This is a genomic window from Peribacillus sp. Bi134, from assembly GCF_918698065.1.
Taxonomy (GTDB): Bacteria; Bacillota; Bacilli; order Bacillales; family DSM-1321; genus Peribacillus.
Window position 1 is genome coordinate 139,673 of the sequence record NZ_CAKKLN010000006.1, and the last position, 18,813, is coordinate 158,485.

Genomic DNA, 18,813 nt, shown 5'->3' on the forward strand with positions numbered 1-18,813 from the left:
TGCTTATACTAACAATGTGACAAAGTTAAAGCCTATGGTATACCCGTTTAATATGTCTGATAATCCTGTTTTCGTTGCCAAATATTTTTAAAAAAAATTAGGTTTTAGATTATTTAAACGGGGAAAATAATGAGTACAGCGGCAAACAAAAAGAAAAAAATCACTAACATGAGGATTGTCCAATCAGTTACTCAAGGGCTATAGCTAGCTAACTCTACCCAATAACTAAAGCATTCACATTCATTAGATATCGTGCTAATCGGCATCATACCATTTGAATGTAAAAGTTAAAATAACTGAAAAAAGCATGACAAAATGGAAGTGATTTGATTTCTTGGAGTCTGCTGCAGAAATGAAAAAATAACTAATTTGAAGGAGGAAATATATTATGGGATTTTTATGGTCATTAATTATCGGAGGTATCATTGGTTGGTTAGCAGGTATGATCGTTGGACGTGACGTACCATTTGGAATTATCGGTAACATTATCGCTGGTTTTGTTGGTGCATGGTTAGGTTCATTAATTCTTGGGAACTGGGGACCTTCAGTAGCAGATTTCGCTATAATTCCAGCATTGATTGGTGCAATCGTATTTGTCTTCATCTTAAGCCTTATCTTAAAAGGCATGAGAAAAGCTTCATAAATAAAAAAATAAAGCTGGCCCAAGTGGCCAGCTATTTTTTATGCCAAAATGAACGGATTTCGTCCCGACATGCGTATATTTCGGCCGTATAGCGGAAAAATTCGACCCAACATGCAGAAGATCCGTCCGTGAAAAAATATGAGCGACAATTCGGATAATATTAATGAAGAAATAAGAACACCGTCCGAAATGGAACGGTGTTTTTTTGTTTAAATGGTGACATCGAATATATCAGGTTCATCAATGAAAGGAGCTTCAATGATCATTTTTTCTTCTGATATGGGATGGATGAATTCAATTTTCCTTGCATGAAGGGCTTGACGTGGAAATGTCCTTTTTCCGCCATATAAGGTATCTCCGGCCAATGGGTGGTTTAAATGACTGAAATGCACCCTGATTTGATGGGTTCGGCCGCTTTCCAAGGTGCAGCTGACGAGCGTCAAGTTTTTCTTGGGATCTCGGTTGAGCACCCGATAGTGGGTGACTGCTGTCTGGCCTGTAGGGGAAACCCTTCTTCTCGTCGCATGGTGGCGGTCGCGGCCAATTTTTTCTTTGATTTCTCCTTCATTCTTTTTAATGTTTCCTTCGACTAAAGCTAGGTAAGTCCGCTTGATTTCCCTTTCTTCCAACATTCTGTCCAGCATGGACCCAATAAGGCGGTTTTTGGCAAAAAGGACGGCACCGGTGGTATCTTTATCAAGCCTATGAATATGCTTGATCATACAGGTCTGGCCGGTTTTTTGAAGATGGTGCGCGACACCATTGAGGAGGGAGTGTGCTTCACCGGGCTGAGAAGGATGGGTATCCATTCCAGCCGGTTTATTGGCTATCAACAACACATCATCTTCATATAAGATGGAAATTCCTAAGTCTGCCGCTTGTACTGTTTCATTTTCAGCGTGATCCAATAAGGGGATGCTGATCGAATCTCCTTCATTAAGGATAGTTGACCATGCGATGGAATTCCCGTTCACTGTCACTTCTTTACTCATTCTCCATTCATGCACTAATTTTTTTGGGGCCTGCCAATGCTCCCTAAAAAGCTTTTCAATTGTTAATCCTTTCCAACTTCGGAGAACATCAATTATTAAATGTTGGTTAGTTATTCTGAAATTTTCCAATAAAAACTCCTACTTTCGACTGCTTTGGTTTTGATTAAATGAAAAAAATATATAATAATTAAGAATTAGTCATGAAAAAGTAACCTTGGACCTATTGATGAAATTTCCGTGGTGGAAATTACCACATATTTTTTACAATATTTATGTTATTCTAGTGAGAAAGAAATCGCTTGTCCTAGAATATACATATAATAGATAGGTCTAACGGATCTGAAAAAAGGTGGTTTTTTTAGTGAAGACGGTCTTTTCTTCAACGGAAGAACAAGAGCAAGAAATAGCGAGTCTCGTTTCTCGTTTCTACGAATCTGTATTTCCCAAATACTTTACGGAAAGTGAAATCCTTCATTTTCGCGAGATTGGCGTTTTAAAGCCCAATCAAAGTTCTGTTACTTACTTGGCAACATTAAGAGACGCATTTCAAGTAATGACATGTCTTCAAGTACTTATGTCGATATTAGACAAACAAAAGAGAGAAGATTTTATGGAATCTGAATCTGAAGAATTGTTCCAACATAACATCACTCTATTGAATGAATGCGGAATATTCTTCCCCTTTTATTATGACCATTTTTCAAGTATAAACCATGAAGCGAATAATGAGATGCAGATGATGGACATCCAGGTGGCGAATCAATATTTAGTATAAGGCAAAAAAAATGAGCCGGCTATAACGGGAGAAGCATTTCCGTTAGGGCCGGCTCATTTTTTCCATCCTTAATTAATATCGTGGTCCTTGAACCATTTCTCGAACGTTTCCTCATCATTATAGCCAACGATCCGTTCTTGTTCTTTGCCATTATTATAGTGAACGATGGTCGGTGTGCTTTTGATGCCATAATCGCTCCATCCTTGTTCAAACTCCAAAAGATTGTATTGAACTAGATCGATTCCCAGCTTTTCTGCCAAAGGAGCCACGATTGGCGTGGTTTTTTGACAATGCGGGCACTCAGGACTATAGAAGTAAACGGTCACATCTTCATTATCCTGGAGGTCCTGCTCCAATTCTTCAGGCAGGATCAAGTTTTGATAATTGGGGTCATCCAGCTGATCGACAGTAGCGGGTTTAAGCTTATCCTTACCGTATGGATTTCCTTTTGATTTTTCTTCTTTTTTCAAGTTTGTAAAAACGCCCAGCAGGACAAATATCGCGACGATTATCACTAAAAATATAGCCATTTTCTTCATTAAGCTGCAACCTCCTTGGATCTTGTCCATATGATGTAACTGCATATGAAAATAATGATGAATGCAGTCAAGGCTAGGAACGGGATGGTGATGAAACCAAATACGTTTATATATTGACCTGTACATGGAACCCTTCCGCATGCAAGGGTGTGGTCAGAAAAGAATGAAACCTTTTGTATCAAGTAATGGTACGTGGAAATGAATGCACCGATAGCGGATAATATCATCGTATAAAAGCTGATCCAATAATCTTTTCGAATGATTGCAATTCCTAAAATGATCGTAAAGGGATACATGATGATCCGCTGATACCAACAGAGGACACAAGGTTCATATTGCTTGATTTCAGAAAAATATAAGCTTCCAAACATAGCAATGATGGAAGCAGCCCAGGCTACAAATAATAAGTTTTCCACACTGCGTTTTGTATTGTTCATGGTTCCTCTTCCCCATCTCTTTTTACTCTCATGAAAAGTATAGTATGTAAGGACCGGGTATGTAAAATATATATTCTTTTAACGGACATTCAGAATGTTTTTATTTGTAATCCATGGGTAGGTTCAGTTGTTTTAATTTTTGAATAAGGGGTATAATTCTTATGGAAGAGATTAAAGGAGTCTGAGGAAAAATGCCCAATTTGGACCTGCATAAATATGAAAAAATAATGGAAATACGTAATATGAGGCTAGGAGACATAGATGAAATAATTGCTTTGCAGTCGAGTTGCTTTCCTGGAATGGTTCCCTGGAAGCGAGATCAGCTTGAGAGCCATCTGGCGATTTTTCCAGAAGGACAGTTTGTGGCTGAATATGATGGAAGAGTGATTGGCTCATGTTCCAGTCTCATTATTAATTTTGACGAATATGATGACCGCCATACATGGGATGATGTAACCGATAATGGGTACATCACGAATCATAATCCGGACGGTTATAATTTATATGGAATCGAGGTCATGGTCCATCCTGAATTCCGCAGGATGAAAATTGGCCAAAGATTATATGATTCAAGGAAAGAGCTTGTTGCCCATTTGAATTTAAAAAGCATCATTATCGGGGGAAGGATCCCCAATTACCATAAACATGCGGAAGAACTATTACCAAGGGAATATGTGAAAGAAGTGCAATTGCATAAAATATATGATCCGGTTCTTTCATTCCAGCTTTTAAATGGGTTCACGCTTATGAGGATCAATCCGAATTACTTGCCTGATGATCTGCAATCGAATAAGTATGCTACTCTCATGGAGTGGAATAACGTCGATTATCAGCCGAAAACAAAACGTTATTATAAAACATCAGAGCCGGTACGTATCTGCGTCGTGCAATACATGCTGCGTAAAATCGATTCATTCGAAGATTTCGCTAACCAAGTCGAATATTTCACCGATGTTGCTTCGGATGCTAATGCGGATTTCGCCGTGTTCCCGGAATTGTTCACCACCCAGCTGATGTCTTTCTTGAATGAAAGATCACCAAGCTTGGCTGTCCGGAAACTGTCGGATTTCACGGAGCAATACATTGAATTGTTTACCACTTTAGCTGTAAGGTATAACGTCAATATCATCGGCGGTTCCCACTTCGTTAAAGAAGATGATGACAATATCTATAATATCGCTTATTTATTCCGTCGCGATGGGACGATTGAAAAGCAATATAAAATTCATATCACACCGAATGAAAGAAAATGGTGGGGTATTAACGCAGGTGACCGCGTTCGTGTCTTTGATACGGATTGTGGAAAAATTGCGATACAAATTTGTTATGATATTGAGTTTCCGGAACTCGCCCGGATTGCTACCGACATGGGAGCCAAAATCATATTCACTCCATTTTGTACAGAAGACAGGCAAGGCTATCTGCGAGTTCGTTATTGTGCCCAGGCCCGTGCAGTCGAAAACCAAATTTATACTGTTATTTCCGGAACGGTCGGAAATCTTCCGCAAACGGAAAATATGGATATCCAATATGCCCAATCGGCAATCTTCTCTCCATCGGATTTCGAATTTGCGCGTGACGGCATAGTCGGGGAAACCAGCCCGAACCTTGAGATGGTCCTGATTGGCGATGTCGATTTGGAAATCTTAAGGCGGGAGCGTCAGTCTGGTACTGTAAAGCAATTGAAAGATCGCCGCCATGATATTTACCATCTGCATTACAAAGATGGCCAAAAATAAAGAGGTAAACGAGCTCGTGATGTGAAGAATGCTAGATTCGGTTCTTTTCATTACGAGCTTCATTTATTGGAATAAATGTGATAATTTTGTATATGTAAGGTAGATACATAATAATTACAAATATGAGGCGTTTGGGAGGAGATGTTGGAGATGGATTGGAAATCTTTATACACCACTTGGGCAGGGTACCAGAATTTAAATGGGGAATTACGTGTCCTCCTTGAGGAAATGCAGCGGGATGAAGCACAACTCGAAGATGCCTTTTATAAAAATTTAGAGTTTGGAACAGGCGGAATGCGCGGGGAAATCGGAGCGGGAACGAACCGGATGAATGTTTATACGGTAAGGAAGGCAACGGTTGGGTTGGCTCAGTATATCTCTTCGTTTGGGGAAGAAGCGAAAGGAAGAGGGGCTGTGATCGCTTATGATTCAAGACATAAGTCCCCGGAATTTGCACTGGAAGCAGCTAAGACCTTGGCAACATTTGGGGTGAAAGCTTATTTATTCGATGAATTGCGTCCAACTCCAGAATTGTCATTTGCGGTTCGCGAGCTGAATGCTTTTGCTGGGATCGTCATCACGGCAAGCCACAATCCGCCTGAATATAATGGTTACAAGGTTTATGGGTCAGATGGGGCACAATTGCCACCGGATGCGGCGGATCAAGTGATCAGCTACGTGAATGCCATTGAAAACGAGCTTGAAATTCAGGTTGAAGAAGCTGAAGTCCTTAAAGGGCAGGGCCTCATCGAAATGGTTGGGGAGGAAGTGGATGCAGCGTATAATCGCGCGTTGCTTACAGTTCCAGAGAACCCGCAGCTTGCCGAGGAAATAGATGTGTCAATCGTCTTTACGCCGCTTCATGGAACGGCAAATAAATCCGTCAGGCGGGCACTGCAAAGCTTAGGTTATCAAAATTTGCATATTGTTAAGGAGCAGGAATTGCCAGATCCGGATTTTTCGACAGTTCAGTCTCCAAACCCGGAGGAACCTGCTGCATTTGAAATGGCCATCGAGCTTGGTAACAAGGTGGAAGCGGATCTATTGATAGCAACGGACCCGGATGCCGACCGGCTTGGAATTGCCGTGAGAGACGAGATGGGCCAATATGTTGTCCTGACTGGTAATCAAACAGGTGCCCTTTTCCTGGATTATTTACTCTCCCAGAAAAAAGAAAAAGGGAAGATTCCTCAAAATGGAGTCATCTTAAAAACGATCGTCACTTCAGAAATCGGGCGTACGATTGCCGAGTCATATGGCTTGAAGACGGTTGATGTACTTACCGGATTTAAGTTCATTGCCGAGAAAATAAATCAGTACCATGAAAGCGGGGAAAGCAGCTTTTTGTTCGGATATGAAGAAAGCTACGGTTATCTGATTAAAGACTTTGCACGTGATAAGGATGCCATTCAAGCTGCGGTGCTTGCTGTCGAGGTCTGTGCCCATTATAAAAAGCAGGGATTGACCTTATATGAAGGGTTGCTGAATGTGTTTGAAAAGTACGGCTTTTACTTGGAAGGTTTGCGTTCATTGACTTTGAAGGGCATTGAGGGAGCGAAACAGATTTCTGGAATATTGAATCAATTCCGTCAAAATCCTCCTTCCCGAATAGCTGGCATTCCGGTAGTCGTTGAAGAAGATTACCAAAGCAGCAAGAAGCGTACATTACTTTCAAATAATGAAGAATTGATCGAGCTTCCGAAATCAAATGTATTGAAGTATTTCCTTGAGGATGGTACATGGGTTTGCCTGCGTCCTTCAGGCACTGAACCGAAAATTAAATTCTATTTCGGTGTCCAAGGTAAATCAATGCAAGAAGCTGAGTCCAAGTTATCGGGAGTCATGGAAGATTTCATGAGCAAGATTGAAGCATTGGTTTAAATGTATGAAAGCTAAACGAAAGACTTCTTCAGGTCTTTCGTTTTTTTTTTGATTTTTAGTTGCATGAAAAATCAAAATTCTAGGAATTTCCGTTGCGGTTTTGGTATACTGTATTGGCGACTGATCTCGGAAAACATCGGGGAATAATGGAGGTTTAATTCATGAAATTAGTAATCATTAATGGTTCACCACGTAAACAAGGGCGTACGGGGATTGCCTCACGCTACATATCCAAGAAATACGGAGCGGAACTTATTGATTTAAGCAATAGCGAAATCCCTTTATATTCAGGTGAAGGTGAACAATATCAACTGGAAGTTATTCAAGGACTTCGGAAAAGCATCGAGGAAGCTGATGGCGTAATTCTGACAACTCCGGAGTATCATGGTTCCATGAGCGGAGCCTTGAAAAATGCCTTGGATTTTCTAAGCAGCGAACAATTCACGCATAAACCAGTCGCTCTATTGGCTGTTTCCGGCGGAGGAAAAGGCGGGATCAATGCCTTGAATTCCATGAGGACAGTGGGTCGAAGCCTTTATGCAAATGTGATCGCCAAACAATTGGTTCTGGATCCGCATTGCTTCGATTACGAAAATGATGGTTTATTTGAAGAATCTGCATTACTTGTAGAAGGTATGATTGAAGAGCTTAAAATGTATGCAACGGCATATGCTACAATCAAAAAATGATGAAATGAGGGTCAGGTATTTACATACCTGACCCTTCCTTGTTTTTATAGGGTTTCACCAGCCAAAGTTATATCCCCGAAAATCGATCCTCTTGTATAATTTTTCCCGTTTTGCAAAAACTATAGTTGATTTTAGCTTGGAAGTTCACTTAAATAATCACTTGTTTTTTCTGCTGCATGATCCAGATAACGAAGCAGTGCATACAGCTGGGATTGAACGATTTGATAATCATGCTCAAACCTGTAAGCGTGCAGAAAATGTTCTATTTTTTTTGAAAGAAAGTGATCTTTCGTTCGAACCATCAATACTAACAAGCTGTCCCAATCAGAACGGTGCGTGTGAAACAATGCCTGATCATAATCAGCAATCCTCATGTTCTTCTCCCCCTTATTAAGGAGCTATTTGTATTTTGTTCAGATATGACAGAACATTTCCTTACAATAAGTGGCGATGTATTTGGAACGCGGTTGTTGCTTTTTACCTGAATAAAAATAAAAGGTGAGTACATGAGAAAAATAATGGTAATTGGAATACTGGTGCTTCTTTTTTTCCCTGAACCATCGCTGGCGGCAAAAGTGTATTCCCCTGAACAGATGGAAATGGATCTGCAAGGAATCCAAAAGCAGTATGAATTGGACGTTCAAATTATCGGACAAACTGAAAAGGGAAAAAATATAAAGGCAGTCAGGTTAGGAAAAGGAAAAAGATCGATTTTGCTGGTGGGATCACATCATGGTCGGGAATGGCTCAGCTCCAAACTTTTAATGCGCATGCTTGAAGAATATGCAGCCGCATATCGAGCGGGCAAACCTGTTGGAGAATATCGGACGGAATCATTGGATGAAGTGAGCATCTGGTTCATCCCGATGCTGAATCCAGATGGCGTCAGCATCCAGCAAGGAGATTTATCCAACTTAAATGTTCTTGAAAAGGCTGCGGTATGGAAAATGAATCGATATAGCAGGAATTGGTCCCGGTGGAAAGCCAACGCTAATGGCATTGATTTAAATAGGCAGTATCCGGCTGGATGGAAAGAAGTCATGAGTCATGAAACAAAACCGACGTATCAATTTTATAAGGGCCGACAACCACTTGAAGCAGCTGAAGCTATAGCGCTTACGGATTTCACGAAAAAGATCGATCCCCTTATTGCCGTTTCCTATCATACCTCAGGAAGGGAAATCTTTTGGCATTACAATAATAAACGGAAAAATATGGCGAGGGATTATGGGATTGCGAAAAAGGCTGCCGAATTGACTGGATATGAACTGACCTTTCCGGACAAAGAAGCGGTAGGAAGCGGATATACGGATTGGTTCATAACTGAATTCCGCCGCCCGGGAATGACGATTGAACTTAGTTATTTAGTGGATGAAACCAATCCGCCATTGACTGTGTTTCCTGAGGAGTGGGAGAGGAATCGATTAGTTGGAATCATGCTTGTAAAAGAAGCAAAGCAGCTGCATAACAACTGAACAATTTTACATAATAATACTAACCGGAAAGTATGAGGAGGAAAGATTTTGAAAAAAGTCATCGTGATGCTAATGGGTATTTTTTTGATTATGCAAGCAGGGGCCATTTCAGCACAAGCCCAAAAACCCGATTACGAAAAATACGGAAAGATTGCGATTACAATAGTTCAGGCAGATTATCCTGAAGTTGAGATTACCGATTACGAATATAAGGGCAGAAAAACAGTAGCGAAAAATTTAGTCGAAGACGATTTCAGATTTTTGGTCGAGAATAAAGGTCAGAAGTTCAATGTCATCGTGACTGTACAACATGATTTGAAAAATGAAAAATTACTTAGTTTGAAGGTCACAGAACAAAAAGGAAAGTGAGATCGGAACAACCGGAAAACTTAAGGGATGCATTACAGACATCTTCACCTCGAGAAGATGTTTTTTTCTGATTTTGTTTAAAGGTTGTCCGGGAAATGGTGGATTTCGGATTAGCTGCCAGTGGGGAATGATGGCAGCCGTTCAGCTTCCATGAAGTTTTCATTGCATTTATGAGCAGCTAACAAGTATAGTTAGTATCAGAATGAAACAATAAGCTTGATTGTAGGGGTATTAGAAAATGAGAAAGTTTAAGAAAGTTTATGTGGAAATTACGAATATATGTAATTTGAAGTGTAATTTTTGTCCAAGCTCCAGTCTGCAAAGGACCCTGAAATTCATGGATCCTGAAGGGTTTACGGATGTTATCAAGAAAATCAAACCACACACCGATCATATTTATTTTCATCTGATGGGTGAACCGTTTTTAAATAAAAATTTGGGTACATTCCTGGATATCAGTGCTGAAAATGACCTGAAGGTTAATATTACAACGAACGGTACTTTGATTCAAAAGGTCAAAGACAAGCTGCTCTCCAAAAAAGCCCTTCGGCAGGTGAATATTTCACTTCATAGCTTTGAGGCAAACGATACGAGCAATAGTCTTGACTCTTATGTCAGTAATATTGCCGATTTTATAAATGAAGCAAATGAAAAAAGCGAAGTGATTTGTGCCATTCGTTTATGGAATATGGATACGGATGAATTAAAAGCGAGTAATGGCCTGAACGATGATATTCTGAGCATGCTGGAGGAGAAGCTTTCATTGGACATTCGCTTAAGTGAAGCTCTTCAGCAAAAGAATAATATAAAGTTGAGGGACAGGGTTTATATAAACATGGCCGAAAAATTCGAGTGGCCGGAATTGGACCGTGACATTATCGATGAAAATATTTTCTGCTATGCCCTTAGAGATCAATTAGGCATCTTGGTGGATGGTACAGTCGTACCTTGTTGCTTGGATAGTGAAGGCAAAATACCGCTGGGAAATATATTCGAAACATCACTTGAAGACATTTTAAATGGCGAACGGGCGAAAAATATGTATGATGGTTTTTCAAGAAGATGTGCAGTTGAAGAATTATGCAAACGATGTGGCTATGCAAAGCGTCATAAAAAATAAATGAAGGAAAACCACCGGTACATTTCGTGGTTTCAGACTGTAGACAAACTCGATGAAAACTCAGTTTGCCTACAGTTTTTTATTTTAAAATGTTCAGTTGATTTCAGAAATCCGCTCCCTTTCCGCCGACTGTCTTGGGCCGTTGACGAAGTTTATCGACCTAAACCACACCGTATTCGACCGTTGAGGCACAGTATTCGACCTACCCCGCACTGTATTCGGCCGTTTAAGTTCACCTCACTATATTGGGCTCTGAACCCCATTTTGCCGCCAAATTGAGACCATGGCCATCTCCGTGGTTTTTTTGTGCTTGAAGCATTTCCTTCCTTTTTATTAAAAATTCAGAATATTATTGTTTTATTAAAAGCCCTGTGATAAAATACTCTCTATTATTGTTGAAGTGAAAACTTCATATTGTCATATAAAAAGTTTTGGATTCATATCTTGTTTCAGAGGGGATGTTTTATGGATTTACAGCAAAAAGTTAAAGAAGTATTCCCTGGTTTATCTACTGGTCAAAAAAAGGTAGCAAAATACTTGTTGGTGCATTCACATACATTTGCAGTCACTTCAGCTCAAAAGCTCGGAAAGGATATTGGGGTGAGTGAAACGACCATCATCCGCTTTTGCTATTCATTAGGGTTAAGTGGATATGCTGAGCTTCAAAAGCTTATTCGCAATCAGTTGATATACGAGAGCAGCAGTTTGAATGAATATCATTCTTCAAAACTTGAAGCCGCGAGTCAGCCAAACTTCATGGCTCAGGTGATGGGGCAGGATATCATCAGCATCGAAAAGACAATGAAAAATTTATCAAATGAAGATTTCTCCAAAACAGTCGATAAATTGGCGGCAGCTGACAATGTTTTAATATCCGGACACCGTTTATCATTTTCGGCAGCACATTGGTTAACCTTTACGCTTAGGCTTGTTAGGGAAGAGGTTCATTTATATCGCCCTGATACTGATGATATATTTTTAATGTTGAATAAAATGACTGAAAATTCCGTTTTTGTGGCCATTTCATTTCACCGCTATGTTAAAGAGACTGTGAAAATAACGGAAATGGCCAAAAAAGCGGGTGCATTTGTAATTGGGGTTACGGATTCCGAACTGGCTCCGATTGCTGAATACACTGACATTTTACTGCCCATTTCAACACCAAGGACTTCCACGATCGATACCGCACCGGTTTTATTCTCATTATTGAATAGTTTAGTAGCTGGTGTATCGATTAAGGACGAACAGGGTTTCAAAGAAAGAAAAGCTATATATGATGCGTTCAATCAAGACGATTACTTCTTTTGAGGTAAAACTTCCACCAGTTTGGGGAACAAGCCGATTAAACCGGGATACAAGGGGGAGACAGAAATGGATATCACACAATCTATCGAAAAATTAAGGCCGCGTATACTCGATATTTTTGACCATTTACACGCAAATCCTGAAACGAGTTGGAATGAAGTGAATACGACAGCTTTCATTTCAAATATTTTAACGGAGAATCAGTGTACGGTGAAAACATTCGAGGACTGTACAGGAGTGATTGGGGAAATCGGGGATGGGAATTTTACGGTCGGGTTACGATCGGATATCGATGCACTTTGGCAGGAGGTGCATGGCACGTTTCAAGCCAATCATTCGTGTGGACACGATGGTCATATGACCTTGGCACTTGGAGTATTCCTGGTATTGAGGGAAATGGACTTTCATCCTAGAGGGAAGCTGAAGTTCATTTTTCAACCTGCCGAAGAAAAAGGCACGGGCGCCTTGAAGATGATTGAAGAAAAGGTATTGGATGATGTCGATTTCCTTTATGGAGTGCACTTAAGACCGGTTGAGGAAGTGAAGGATGGGCAAGCGGCGCCAGCCATTGTGCATGGAGCCGCTCAGTTCATTAAAGGTGAAATAGCGGGAACTGATGCGCATGGAGCCAGACCGCATCAAGGACAAAATGCCATCGAGATAGGAGCGGCATTCATCACTTTGTTAAATGGTATCCATCTCAATCCGTCCATCCCTTATTCCGTAAAAATGACGCAGTTTTTTGCTGGCGGCGAAAGTTCCAATATCATCCCGGGGAGAGCCACTTTTTCCTTGGATTTAAGGGCACAGGATAATGCAGTGATGGAAGAGCTCACCAAAAAGGTGGAAAAGGTTGCAGAATCTTTGGCCATTGTCCATGGAGTCGAAATGAAACTCGAACCGGGAACCTGTGTTGCTGCAGCAACCGTGAACGATCAAGCCCAGGAAATAATGTCTGAAGCGATAGCCGATACACTCGGGGAAAAAAATCTGGTAGCTCCTGTCATTACAACCGGGGGAGAGGATTTTCATTTTTATACGTTGAAAAGACCTGAACTCAAAGCGACGATGCTTGGATTGGGCTGTGATTTGGCACCAGGGCTCCATCATCCGAACATGACTTTCAACAAAGATGCTTTGTTATCGGGAATTGAAATCCTGGCCAAAGCCATCATACTGACTTTCGAGAAATATGGGGATGGGGGCCACTTACATGACTGATGAATTAATTGTTAAATCCCTATCCACATTAGAGGATTTACAAGAAGTGCAGCGACTGGAAGCCCTCGTATGGGGTATGGATTGCGTTCCCATCCATCAGACGATTACGGCAGTCAAAAACGGCGGGCTTGTTTTAGGCGGCTATATCAATGGCCAGTTAGTCGGGTTTCAATATAGTTTCCCGGGATTCAAAGACGGAAGGGTATATCTTTGTTCACATATGTTAGCCATCCATCCGGACCATCAAAAGAAGGGCTACGGCAGATTACTTAAACTTGCACAAAAAGAAGAAGCACTAAAAAAAGGCTACGACTTGATCACATGGACGTATGATCCATTGGAAAGTGTGAATGCAAACTTGAATATCGGTAAGCTAAAAGCTGTTTGCTCTACATATATGGAAGATTGTTATGGAAATATGAAGGATACCCTCAATGAAGGACTGTCCACTGATCGATTCATGGTGGAATGGAATATACGGCAGGAAGCAAAGGAAGAGACTCCGCTTCCTGATGAAGCCATACACCTCGTAACGACAGCAATGAATGACCAAGGCTTTCCTTACATCAAGGATTATCATTTCGAAACCAATGCCGAGGTGATTGCCATACCCATTCCGACAGATATTCAACAAATCAAAAAAGCTGATCTTCGCCTTGCGATTGATTGGCGGTTAAAAACCGGTGAATTATTCAAAGCCTTTTTTGCCAAAGGATATGTTGCAGCCGGGATCGAACGGGAAAAAGGTAAAAACATTCAAAACTATTTATTAAAAATAAAAGAATAAGAGGGGATTCGGGATGAAAATAACAGAAGTGCGTTTACGTCATTTAAATATGGATTTGGTAGCTCCCTTTACAACAAGCTTTGGAACGTTTGTGGATAAGGAGTTCATTCTTGTGGAAGTGAAAAATGGAGAAGGGCTTTCGGGCTGGGCTGAATCTGTGGCGTTTTCAGCACCTTGGTATAACGAAGAAACCATAAAAACCAATTGGACCATGCTGGAGGATTTCCTGATTCCGCTTGTATTGGATAAAGAAATAGAGCATCCTCGTGATGTATCGGATATGTTCTCGCATATTCGTAAAAATAATATGGCAAAATCGGCAATCGAGGGAGCCATCTGGGATTTATATGCGAAAGAAAAGAATATTCCATTAAGTATGGCTTTAGGCGGAAAACTGGAAAAAATCGATGTTGGAATCAGCATCGGCATCCAAAAAACGGTACCTGAATTACTGAAGAAGATAGAAGCTGGATTGAGGGATGGGTATAAAAGAATCAAAATGAAAATACAACCAGGATGGGATGTAGATGTAATCAGGGAAGTACGCAATCGTTATCCCAATGTTCCGATCATGGCAGATGCAAACTCCGCTTACCGGCTGAAAGACATCGAATTACTGAAACAACTTGATCAATTTGATTTAATGATGATCGAGCAGCCCTTGTCATCAGATGATATTGTCGATCATGCCACATTACAAGCGGAAATCAAAACACCGATTTGCTTGGATGAAAGTATACATTCCGTCGAAGATGCAAGAAAAGCCCTTGAATTGGGAAGCTGTAAAATCATTAATATTAAGATCGGCAGGGTTGGCGGTTTAACGGAAGCAATGAAAATACATGAATTATGTAAAGAAAGGAATGTACCGGTTTGGTGTGGAGGCATGTTGGAATCTGGTGTCGGGCGTGCTCATAATATCGCTTTGACAACACTTGATAACTTCACGATGCCTGGTGATACGGCAGCATCCGCGAATTATTGGCATAAAGACATCATCCAACCAGAGGTTACAGTGGAAGGTGGTGTCATAACCGTCCCAAAGGCGGCAGGCATTGGCTATGAAGTCGATTATGCTGCGATCGATGAATTCACTTCCTATAGTAAAAGATATCCTAATAAATAAGAGTAAGAATAAAAGAACTCCCGGCTTCATGGACATCGGCCCGTTAACTTGAAGCTGGGAGGCTATTAAAGAACAGGATCACGATGAAGGGGAAGATATTTCTTTTAACTTAAATTATCAGAATAATCATATAATTAGGGTGGTATTTGATATGAAAAATAGTATAAATCTTGCAGGAGCATATATTGGAATCATCATTGGAGCAGGTTTCGCTTCAGGACAAGAAGTATTACAGTTCTTCACGAGTTTTGGAATCTACAGTGTATTGGGAATTGTGGTGGCGACAGCTTTATTCGCGTTTTTAGGCATGCAAGTTACCCAGCTGGGGAGCACTCTCCAAACACGCTCCCATAAAAGCATCATCGATCATATCTGTGGCCGCTATATAGGCAGGGTGGTCGATATTATCATCACATTTTTCTTGTTTGGCGTTACAGTCATCATGATTGCCGGTTCCGGAACGATTTTTGAGGAACAATTCGGGATTCCAAGCATTGTCGGTGCAATCGTCATGACGGTGCTCACGATTGGTACGCTTTTACTTAATGTTAATAAAATAATGTCCATCATTAGTGCCGTCACACCGTTTTTATTTGTTATCATGATCATTATTTCAGGTTATTCATTTTTTACATCCGATCTAAGTTTCAATCAAATCATTTCATCTTCAAGTAAAGGAACGGCTGCAACCGGGAATTGGATGATGGGTTCATTACTTTATGTTTCATATAATATGACTGCCGGAATAGCCATGCTAGCCGTAATGGGAGGGACCTTCAAGAATAAGAAAGAGGCTGGTATGGGAGGAATTCTAGGAGGGATCGGTTTAGGGATCCTGCTATTCTTGATCAATTTGGGGATGATGTCCGACTTGAAGGGCATAGAAGGCTCAGGAATGCCTACCCTTCATTTAGCGAATCAGATTTCTCCATGGTTGGGATATATCCTATCAATCATCCTTTTAGGAATGATTTATAATACCGCTGTCGGGATGCTGTATGCGTTCACCGCCAGGTTGGTGCCTGCCGAAACGAAACGCTTTAAAATATCCGTGATTATAGTCGGCATCCTCGCTTTCCTTGCAAGTTTCGTTGGCTTTATTAAATTGGTTGGGACGGTATACCCTGTCACAGGATACTTAGGTTTTGTCATCATTGCAGCGCTCATCATTTCCTGGATCCGTTCAAGAACGAAAAAAGAGGCTGTGAATACGGAATTCGCGAAATTTTAATTTCAAAGGGATTAAGTGCAGAACTGCACGAAACTTTTGGCCTGGCATCTTCTATATGGAGGTGTTTTTTTTCTGTTATCGAGGACCTTTCTCATGATCACGGCATTTTTCCTCCTTTTTTTCATACATTAGTTTAAAGGCGAAAGACAAGGGGGATATCGGATGAATGAAGCGGAGCAAAAGGCTCTGGAATATGCCATTAGTGAAATTACCGAAATAGCAACAGGGTTCGGGTTGGATTTTTACCCGATGCGCTATGAAATTTGCCCTTCAGAAATCATTTATACATTTGGTGCCTATGGGATGCCTACCCGTTTTTCTCATTGGAGCTTTGGGAAGCAATTTCATAAAATGAAGCTGCAGTACGACTTTGGATTAAGTAAGATCTATGAACTGGTCATTAACTCTGATCCTTGTTACGCTTTTCTGCTGGACTCCAATTCACTTGTACAAAATAAATTGATTGTTGCCCACGTTTTGGCGCATTGTGATTTCTTTAAGAATAATATACGTTTCAATAATACTAAGAGAGATATGGTAGAAAGTATGTCGGCAACTGCAGAAAGAATCCGTGAATATGAAATCCTGCATGGCAAAAAGGAAGTGGAAACCTTCCTTGATGCACTTTTAGCCATTGAAGAACATATCGATCCGTCGCTGATGAGACCAAAGCTTGCCTGGACGATGGAGGATGAGGAAGAAGAAGAGGAAATAAAACCGACAGCCACACAATATGATGATTTATGGGACCTTGATAATAAAGATAAACCGAAGAAATCCAACATTAAAAAAAGAAAAAAATTCCCGCCAAGGCCTGAAAAGGATATTATGCTTTTCATAGAACAGTACAGCAGGGATTTAACCGATTGGCAACGGGATATCATGACGATGATCAGGGAAGAGATGCTGTATTTCTGGCCGCAGCTGGAAACGAAAATCATGAACGAAGGCTGGGCATCCTACTGGCATCAGCGCATAATCCGTGAATTGGATCTATCCTCAGGGGAAGCCATTGAATTCGCGAAACTGAACGCAGGGGTCGTTCAGCCATCACGGACCAGTATCAATCCTTATTATCTCGGCTTGAAAGTGCTTGAAGATATTGAAGAACGCTATGATAATCCAACCGAAGAAATGATCAGGCTGGGCGTCAAGCCTGGATCTGGCCGGGAAAAGATGTTCGAAGTCAGGGAAATCGAATCTGATATTTCCTTTCTCCGCAATTATTTGACGAAAGATCTGGTCATGCGGGAGGATATGTACTTATTCCAAAAGCAGGGCAAGGATTATAAAATCGTCGATAAGGCATGGGAACATGTTCGTGATCAACTCGTCAGTATGAGGGTTAACGGCGGTTTCCCCTATATCACAGTAAATGATGGGGACTTCATGCGCAATGGGGAACTTTATCTAAAGCATTGGTATGAAGATATTGAACTGGATCTGAAATATCTCGAAAAAGTCATGCCATATATCTATCAGCTCTGGGGCCGCCCCGTGCATATGGAATCAGTCATGGAAGGAAAAGAAGTCCTGTTTTCCTATGATGGAAAAGGTATTCACCGGAAATATTTATAAAGCTGAAAAAACTGCCGGTCACTCGGCAGTTTTCTTGTTTTTGTCTCATAAATATATACGGAAGAGCGCCTACATTCTTACTGGCAACAGGCTACGAACAAGTCCGTTCCGTGGTGGCTTATCTGACAGGGGATGTCGAGGGGGTAAAAGAAGTGCGCTTGCAACTTCCTGAAACAGGAGTTTGCAGTGTGAATCTGGCATCTAGTTCCTACGATTCTGATATTCCTCCAACTGAAACAAACAATACTTCTTGCTGTGGCAGTCCTGTTTCAGTGAGATTGGAAATAAAAATTAATTCCTGTTGTAAATAAAATAGAAGACCAGTCTGAAACCAGGCTGGTCTTTTTATAATTTCTTCGGGTACTATTCAGGGCTGCCGTTGCAATCGCTTTATTCGGAGTTATTGTGAAGCCCGTTTTTAAGAAGAGTATGAAAATTATTGCTGAATAGTTAATGCTTGATTAAATAAGACTATGCTTATACAATGATGATTAATAATCACATAAGCATATACTTATTTACTTTGTGCTAGGAGGGATGAAAAGCTATGAATGAAGCGTTGGATTTGGAAACCACGGCAAACATTCTTAAATTATTAGGTGATAAAACCCGTTTGACCATGATTAAGATCATGGCTGAGCATGAATGCTGTGTCTGTGAATTTGTGGACCTATTCGAGATGAGCCAGCCCGCTATCAGCCAGCATTTACGAAAGTTGAAAGATAGCGGGATCGTGAATGAAGCGAGGAGGGGACAATGGGTTTTTTACTCGTTAAACCCGTCTTCTTCCCATTACACATTTATTCAGACGGTCATCAAGGACTTGCCAAGTCAAAACTTTAAATTAGAAAACTTAACAGCACAAGGAAAACGGATTTGTTGTGACTAACTAGGAGGTACTACTTC

Annotated in this window: 19 protein-coding genes and 1 pseudogene; 16 read left to right on the top strand and 4 right to left on the bottom strand. The window is 40.8% G+C overall.

Translation table 11 applies throughout. The features are described from left to right. Nucleotides 1–388: 388 nt before the first annotated feature. On the top strand, nt 389–643 hold the full coding sequence (locus tag LQ188_RS14490) for a GlsB/YeaQ/YmgE family stress response membrane protein (RefSeq protein WP_170946860.1): 255 nt from the start codon (nt 389–391) through the stop codon (nt 641–643). 209 nt (nt 644–852) lie between these two features. Here LQ188_RS14490 and LQ188_RS14495 read toward each other — a convergent pair whose 3' ends face one another. Then, complete coding sequence (locus LQ188_RS14495; protein WP_230177198.1) at nt 853–1,764, bottom strand: RluA family pseudouridine synthase; 912 nt, start codon at nt 1,762–1,764, stop codon at nt 853–855. A 232-nt stretch (nt 1,765–1,996) separates the two neighbouring features. Here LQ188_RS14495 and LQ188_RS14500 point away from each other — a divergent pair, with 232 nt between their 5' ends. Continuing rightward, nucleotides 1,997–2,410, top strand: coding sequence for a DUF5365 family protein (locus LQ188_RS14500; protein ID WP_048689759.1), 414 nt, complete (start codon nt 1,997–1,999; stop codon nt 2,408–2,410). Between the two features lie 68 nt (nt 2,411–2,478). Here LQ188_RS14500 and LQ188_RS14505 read toward each other — a convergent pair whose 3' ends face one another. Then, the gene (locus LQ188_RS14505; protein WP_048689755.1) at nt 2,479–2,949 is read right to left on the bottom strand and encodes a thioredoxin family protein; all 471 of its coding nucleotides are present in this window, start codon (nt 2,947–2,949) and stop codon (nt 2,479–2,481) included. Further along, the gene (locus tag LQ188_RS14510) at nt 2,949–3,386 is read right to left on the bottom strand and encodes a disulfide oxidoreductase (protein WP_101224324.1); all 438 of its coding nucleotides are present in this window, start codon (nt 3,384–3,386) and stop codon (nt 2,949–2,951) included. Before LQ188_RS14510 ends, LQ188_RS14505 begins: the two co-directional genes overlap by 1 nt. Before the next feature lie 191 nt (nt 3,387–3,577). On the opposite strand from LQ188_RS14510, the gene LQ188_RS14515 reads away from it, so the two are divergent. From LQ188_RS14515 to LQ188_RS14525, 3 genes are all read left to right on the top strand, one after another. Beyond that, a complete protein-coding gene (locus LQ188_RS14515; protein WP_230177199.1) occupies nt 3,578–5,125 on the top strand; it encodes a carbon-nitrogen hydrolase family protein in 1,548 nt (515 codons plus the stop codon). Between the two features lie 150 nt (nt 5,126–5,275). Continuing rightward, nucleotides 5,276–7,006, top strand: a complete 1,731-nt coding sequence (locus LQ188_RS14520; RefSeq protein ID WP_230177200.1) for a phospho-sugar mutase — start codon at nt 5,276–5,278, stop codon at nt 7,004–7,006. 161 nt (nt 7,007–7,167) lie between these two features. Next, nucleotides 7,168–7,695: an NADPH-dependent FMN reductase gene (locus LQ188_RS14525; RefSeq protein WP_230177201.1), complete on the top strand. Its 528-nt coding sequence runs from the start codon at nt 7,168–7,170 to the stop codon at nt 7,693–7,695. Nucleotides 7,696–7,826: 131 nt separating this feature from the next. Here the strand turns inward: LQ188_RS14525 and LQ188_RS14530 are convergent, their stop codons facing one another. Next, nucleotides 7,827–8,069 (bottom strand): YhdB family protein, encoded by a 243-nt coding sequence (locus LQ188_RS14530; RefSeq protein ID WP_048689737.1) that lies wholly within the window; start codon nt 8,067–8,069, stop codon nt 7,827–7,829. Nucleotides 8,070–8,201: 132 nt separating this feature from the next. Between LQ188_RS14530 and LQ188_RS14535 the strand changes: the two genes are divergently transcribed. The 11 genes and pseudogenes from LQ188_RS14535 (at nt 8,202) to LQ188_RS14585 (ending at nt 18,796) form a co-directional block, all read left to right on the top strand. Continuing rightward, nucleotides 8,202–9,170 (top strand): M14 family zinc carboxypeptidase, encoded by a 969-nt coding sequence (locus tag LQ188_RS14535; protein WP_230177203.1) that lies wholly within the window; start codon nt 8,202–8,204, stop codon nt 9,168–9,170. Nucleotides 9,171–9,218: 48 nt separating this feature from the next. Further along, nucleotides 9,219–9,539, top strand: a complete 321-nt coding sequence (locus LQ188_RS14540; protein ID WP_230177204.1) for a DUF3889 domain-containing protein — start codon at nt 9,219–9,221, stop codon at nt 9,537–9,539. A gap of 238 nt (nt 9,540–9,777) precedes the next feature. Beyond that, a complete protein-coding gene (locus LQ188_RS14545; protein ID WP_101224318.1) occupies nt 9,778–10,659 on the top strand; it encodes a radical SAM/SPASM domain-containing protein in 882 nt (293 codons plus the stop codon). A gap of 465 nt (nt 10,660–11,124) precedes the next feature. Next, nucleotides 11,125–11,967 carry a MurR/RpiR family transcriptional regulator gene (locus LQ188_RS14550; protein ID WP_230177205.1) on the top strand — a complete coding sequence of 281 codons (843 nt, stop codon included), beginning with the start codon at nt 11,125–11,127 and terminating at the stop codon, nt 11,965–11,967. 63 nt (nt 11,968–12,030) lie between these two features. Further along, nucleotides 12,031–13,185 carry a M20 peptidase aminoacylase family protein gene (locus LQ188_RS14555; protein ID WP_230177206.1) on the top strand — a complete coding sequence of 385 codons (1,155 nt, stop codon included), beginning with the start codon at nt 12,031–12,033 and terminating at the stop codon, nt 13,183–13,185. Further along, nucleotides 13,178–13,972 carry a GNAT family N-acetyltransferase gene (locus tag LQ188_RS14560; protein ID WP_101224316.1) on the top strand — a complete coding sequence of 265 codons (795 nt, stop codon included), beginning with the start codon at nt 13,178–13,180 and terminating at the stop codon, nt 13,970–13,972. Before LQ188_RS14555 ends, LQ188_RS14560 begins: the two co-directional genes overlap by 8 nt. A gap of 13 nt (nt 13,973–13,985) precedes the next feature. After that, entirely contained in the window at nt 13,986–15,098 is a 1,113-nt protein-coding gene (gene menC, locus LQ188_RS14565; protein ID WP_230177207.1) for an o-succinylbenzoate synthase, read from the top strand. A gap of 151 nt (nt 15,099–15,249) precedes the next feature. Continuing rightward, a complete protein-coding gene (locus tag LQ188_RS14570) occupies nt 15,250–16,329 on the top strand; it encodes a hypothetical protein (protein ID WP_101224314.1) in 1,080 nt (359 codons plus the stop codon). A gap of 162 nt (nt 16,330–16,491) precedes the next feature. Further along, complete coding sequence (locus LQ188_RS14575) at nt 16,492–17,907, top strand: SpoVR family protein (protein WP_101224313.1); 1,416 nt, start codon at nt 16,492–16,494, stop codon at nt 17,905–17,907. A 56-nt stretch (nt 17,908–17,963) separates the two neighbouring features. Next, nucleotides 17,964–18,218 (top strand): annotated as a pseudogene (locus LQ188_RS14580) (flavoprotein); the annotation flags it as partial. Between the two features lie 236 nt (nt 18,219–18,454). Then, the gene (locus LQ188_RS14585) at nt 18,455–18,796 is read left to right on the top strand and encodes a metalloregulator ArsR/SmtB family transcription factor (RefSeq protein ID WP_101224312.1); all 342 of its coding nucleotides are present in this window, start codon (nt 18,455–18,457) and stop codon (nt 18,794–18,796) included. The last annotated feature ends 17 nt before the right edge of the window (nt 18,797–18,813 follow it).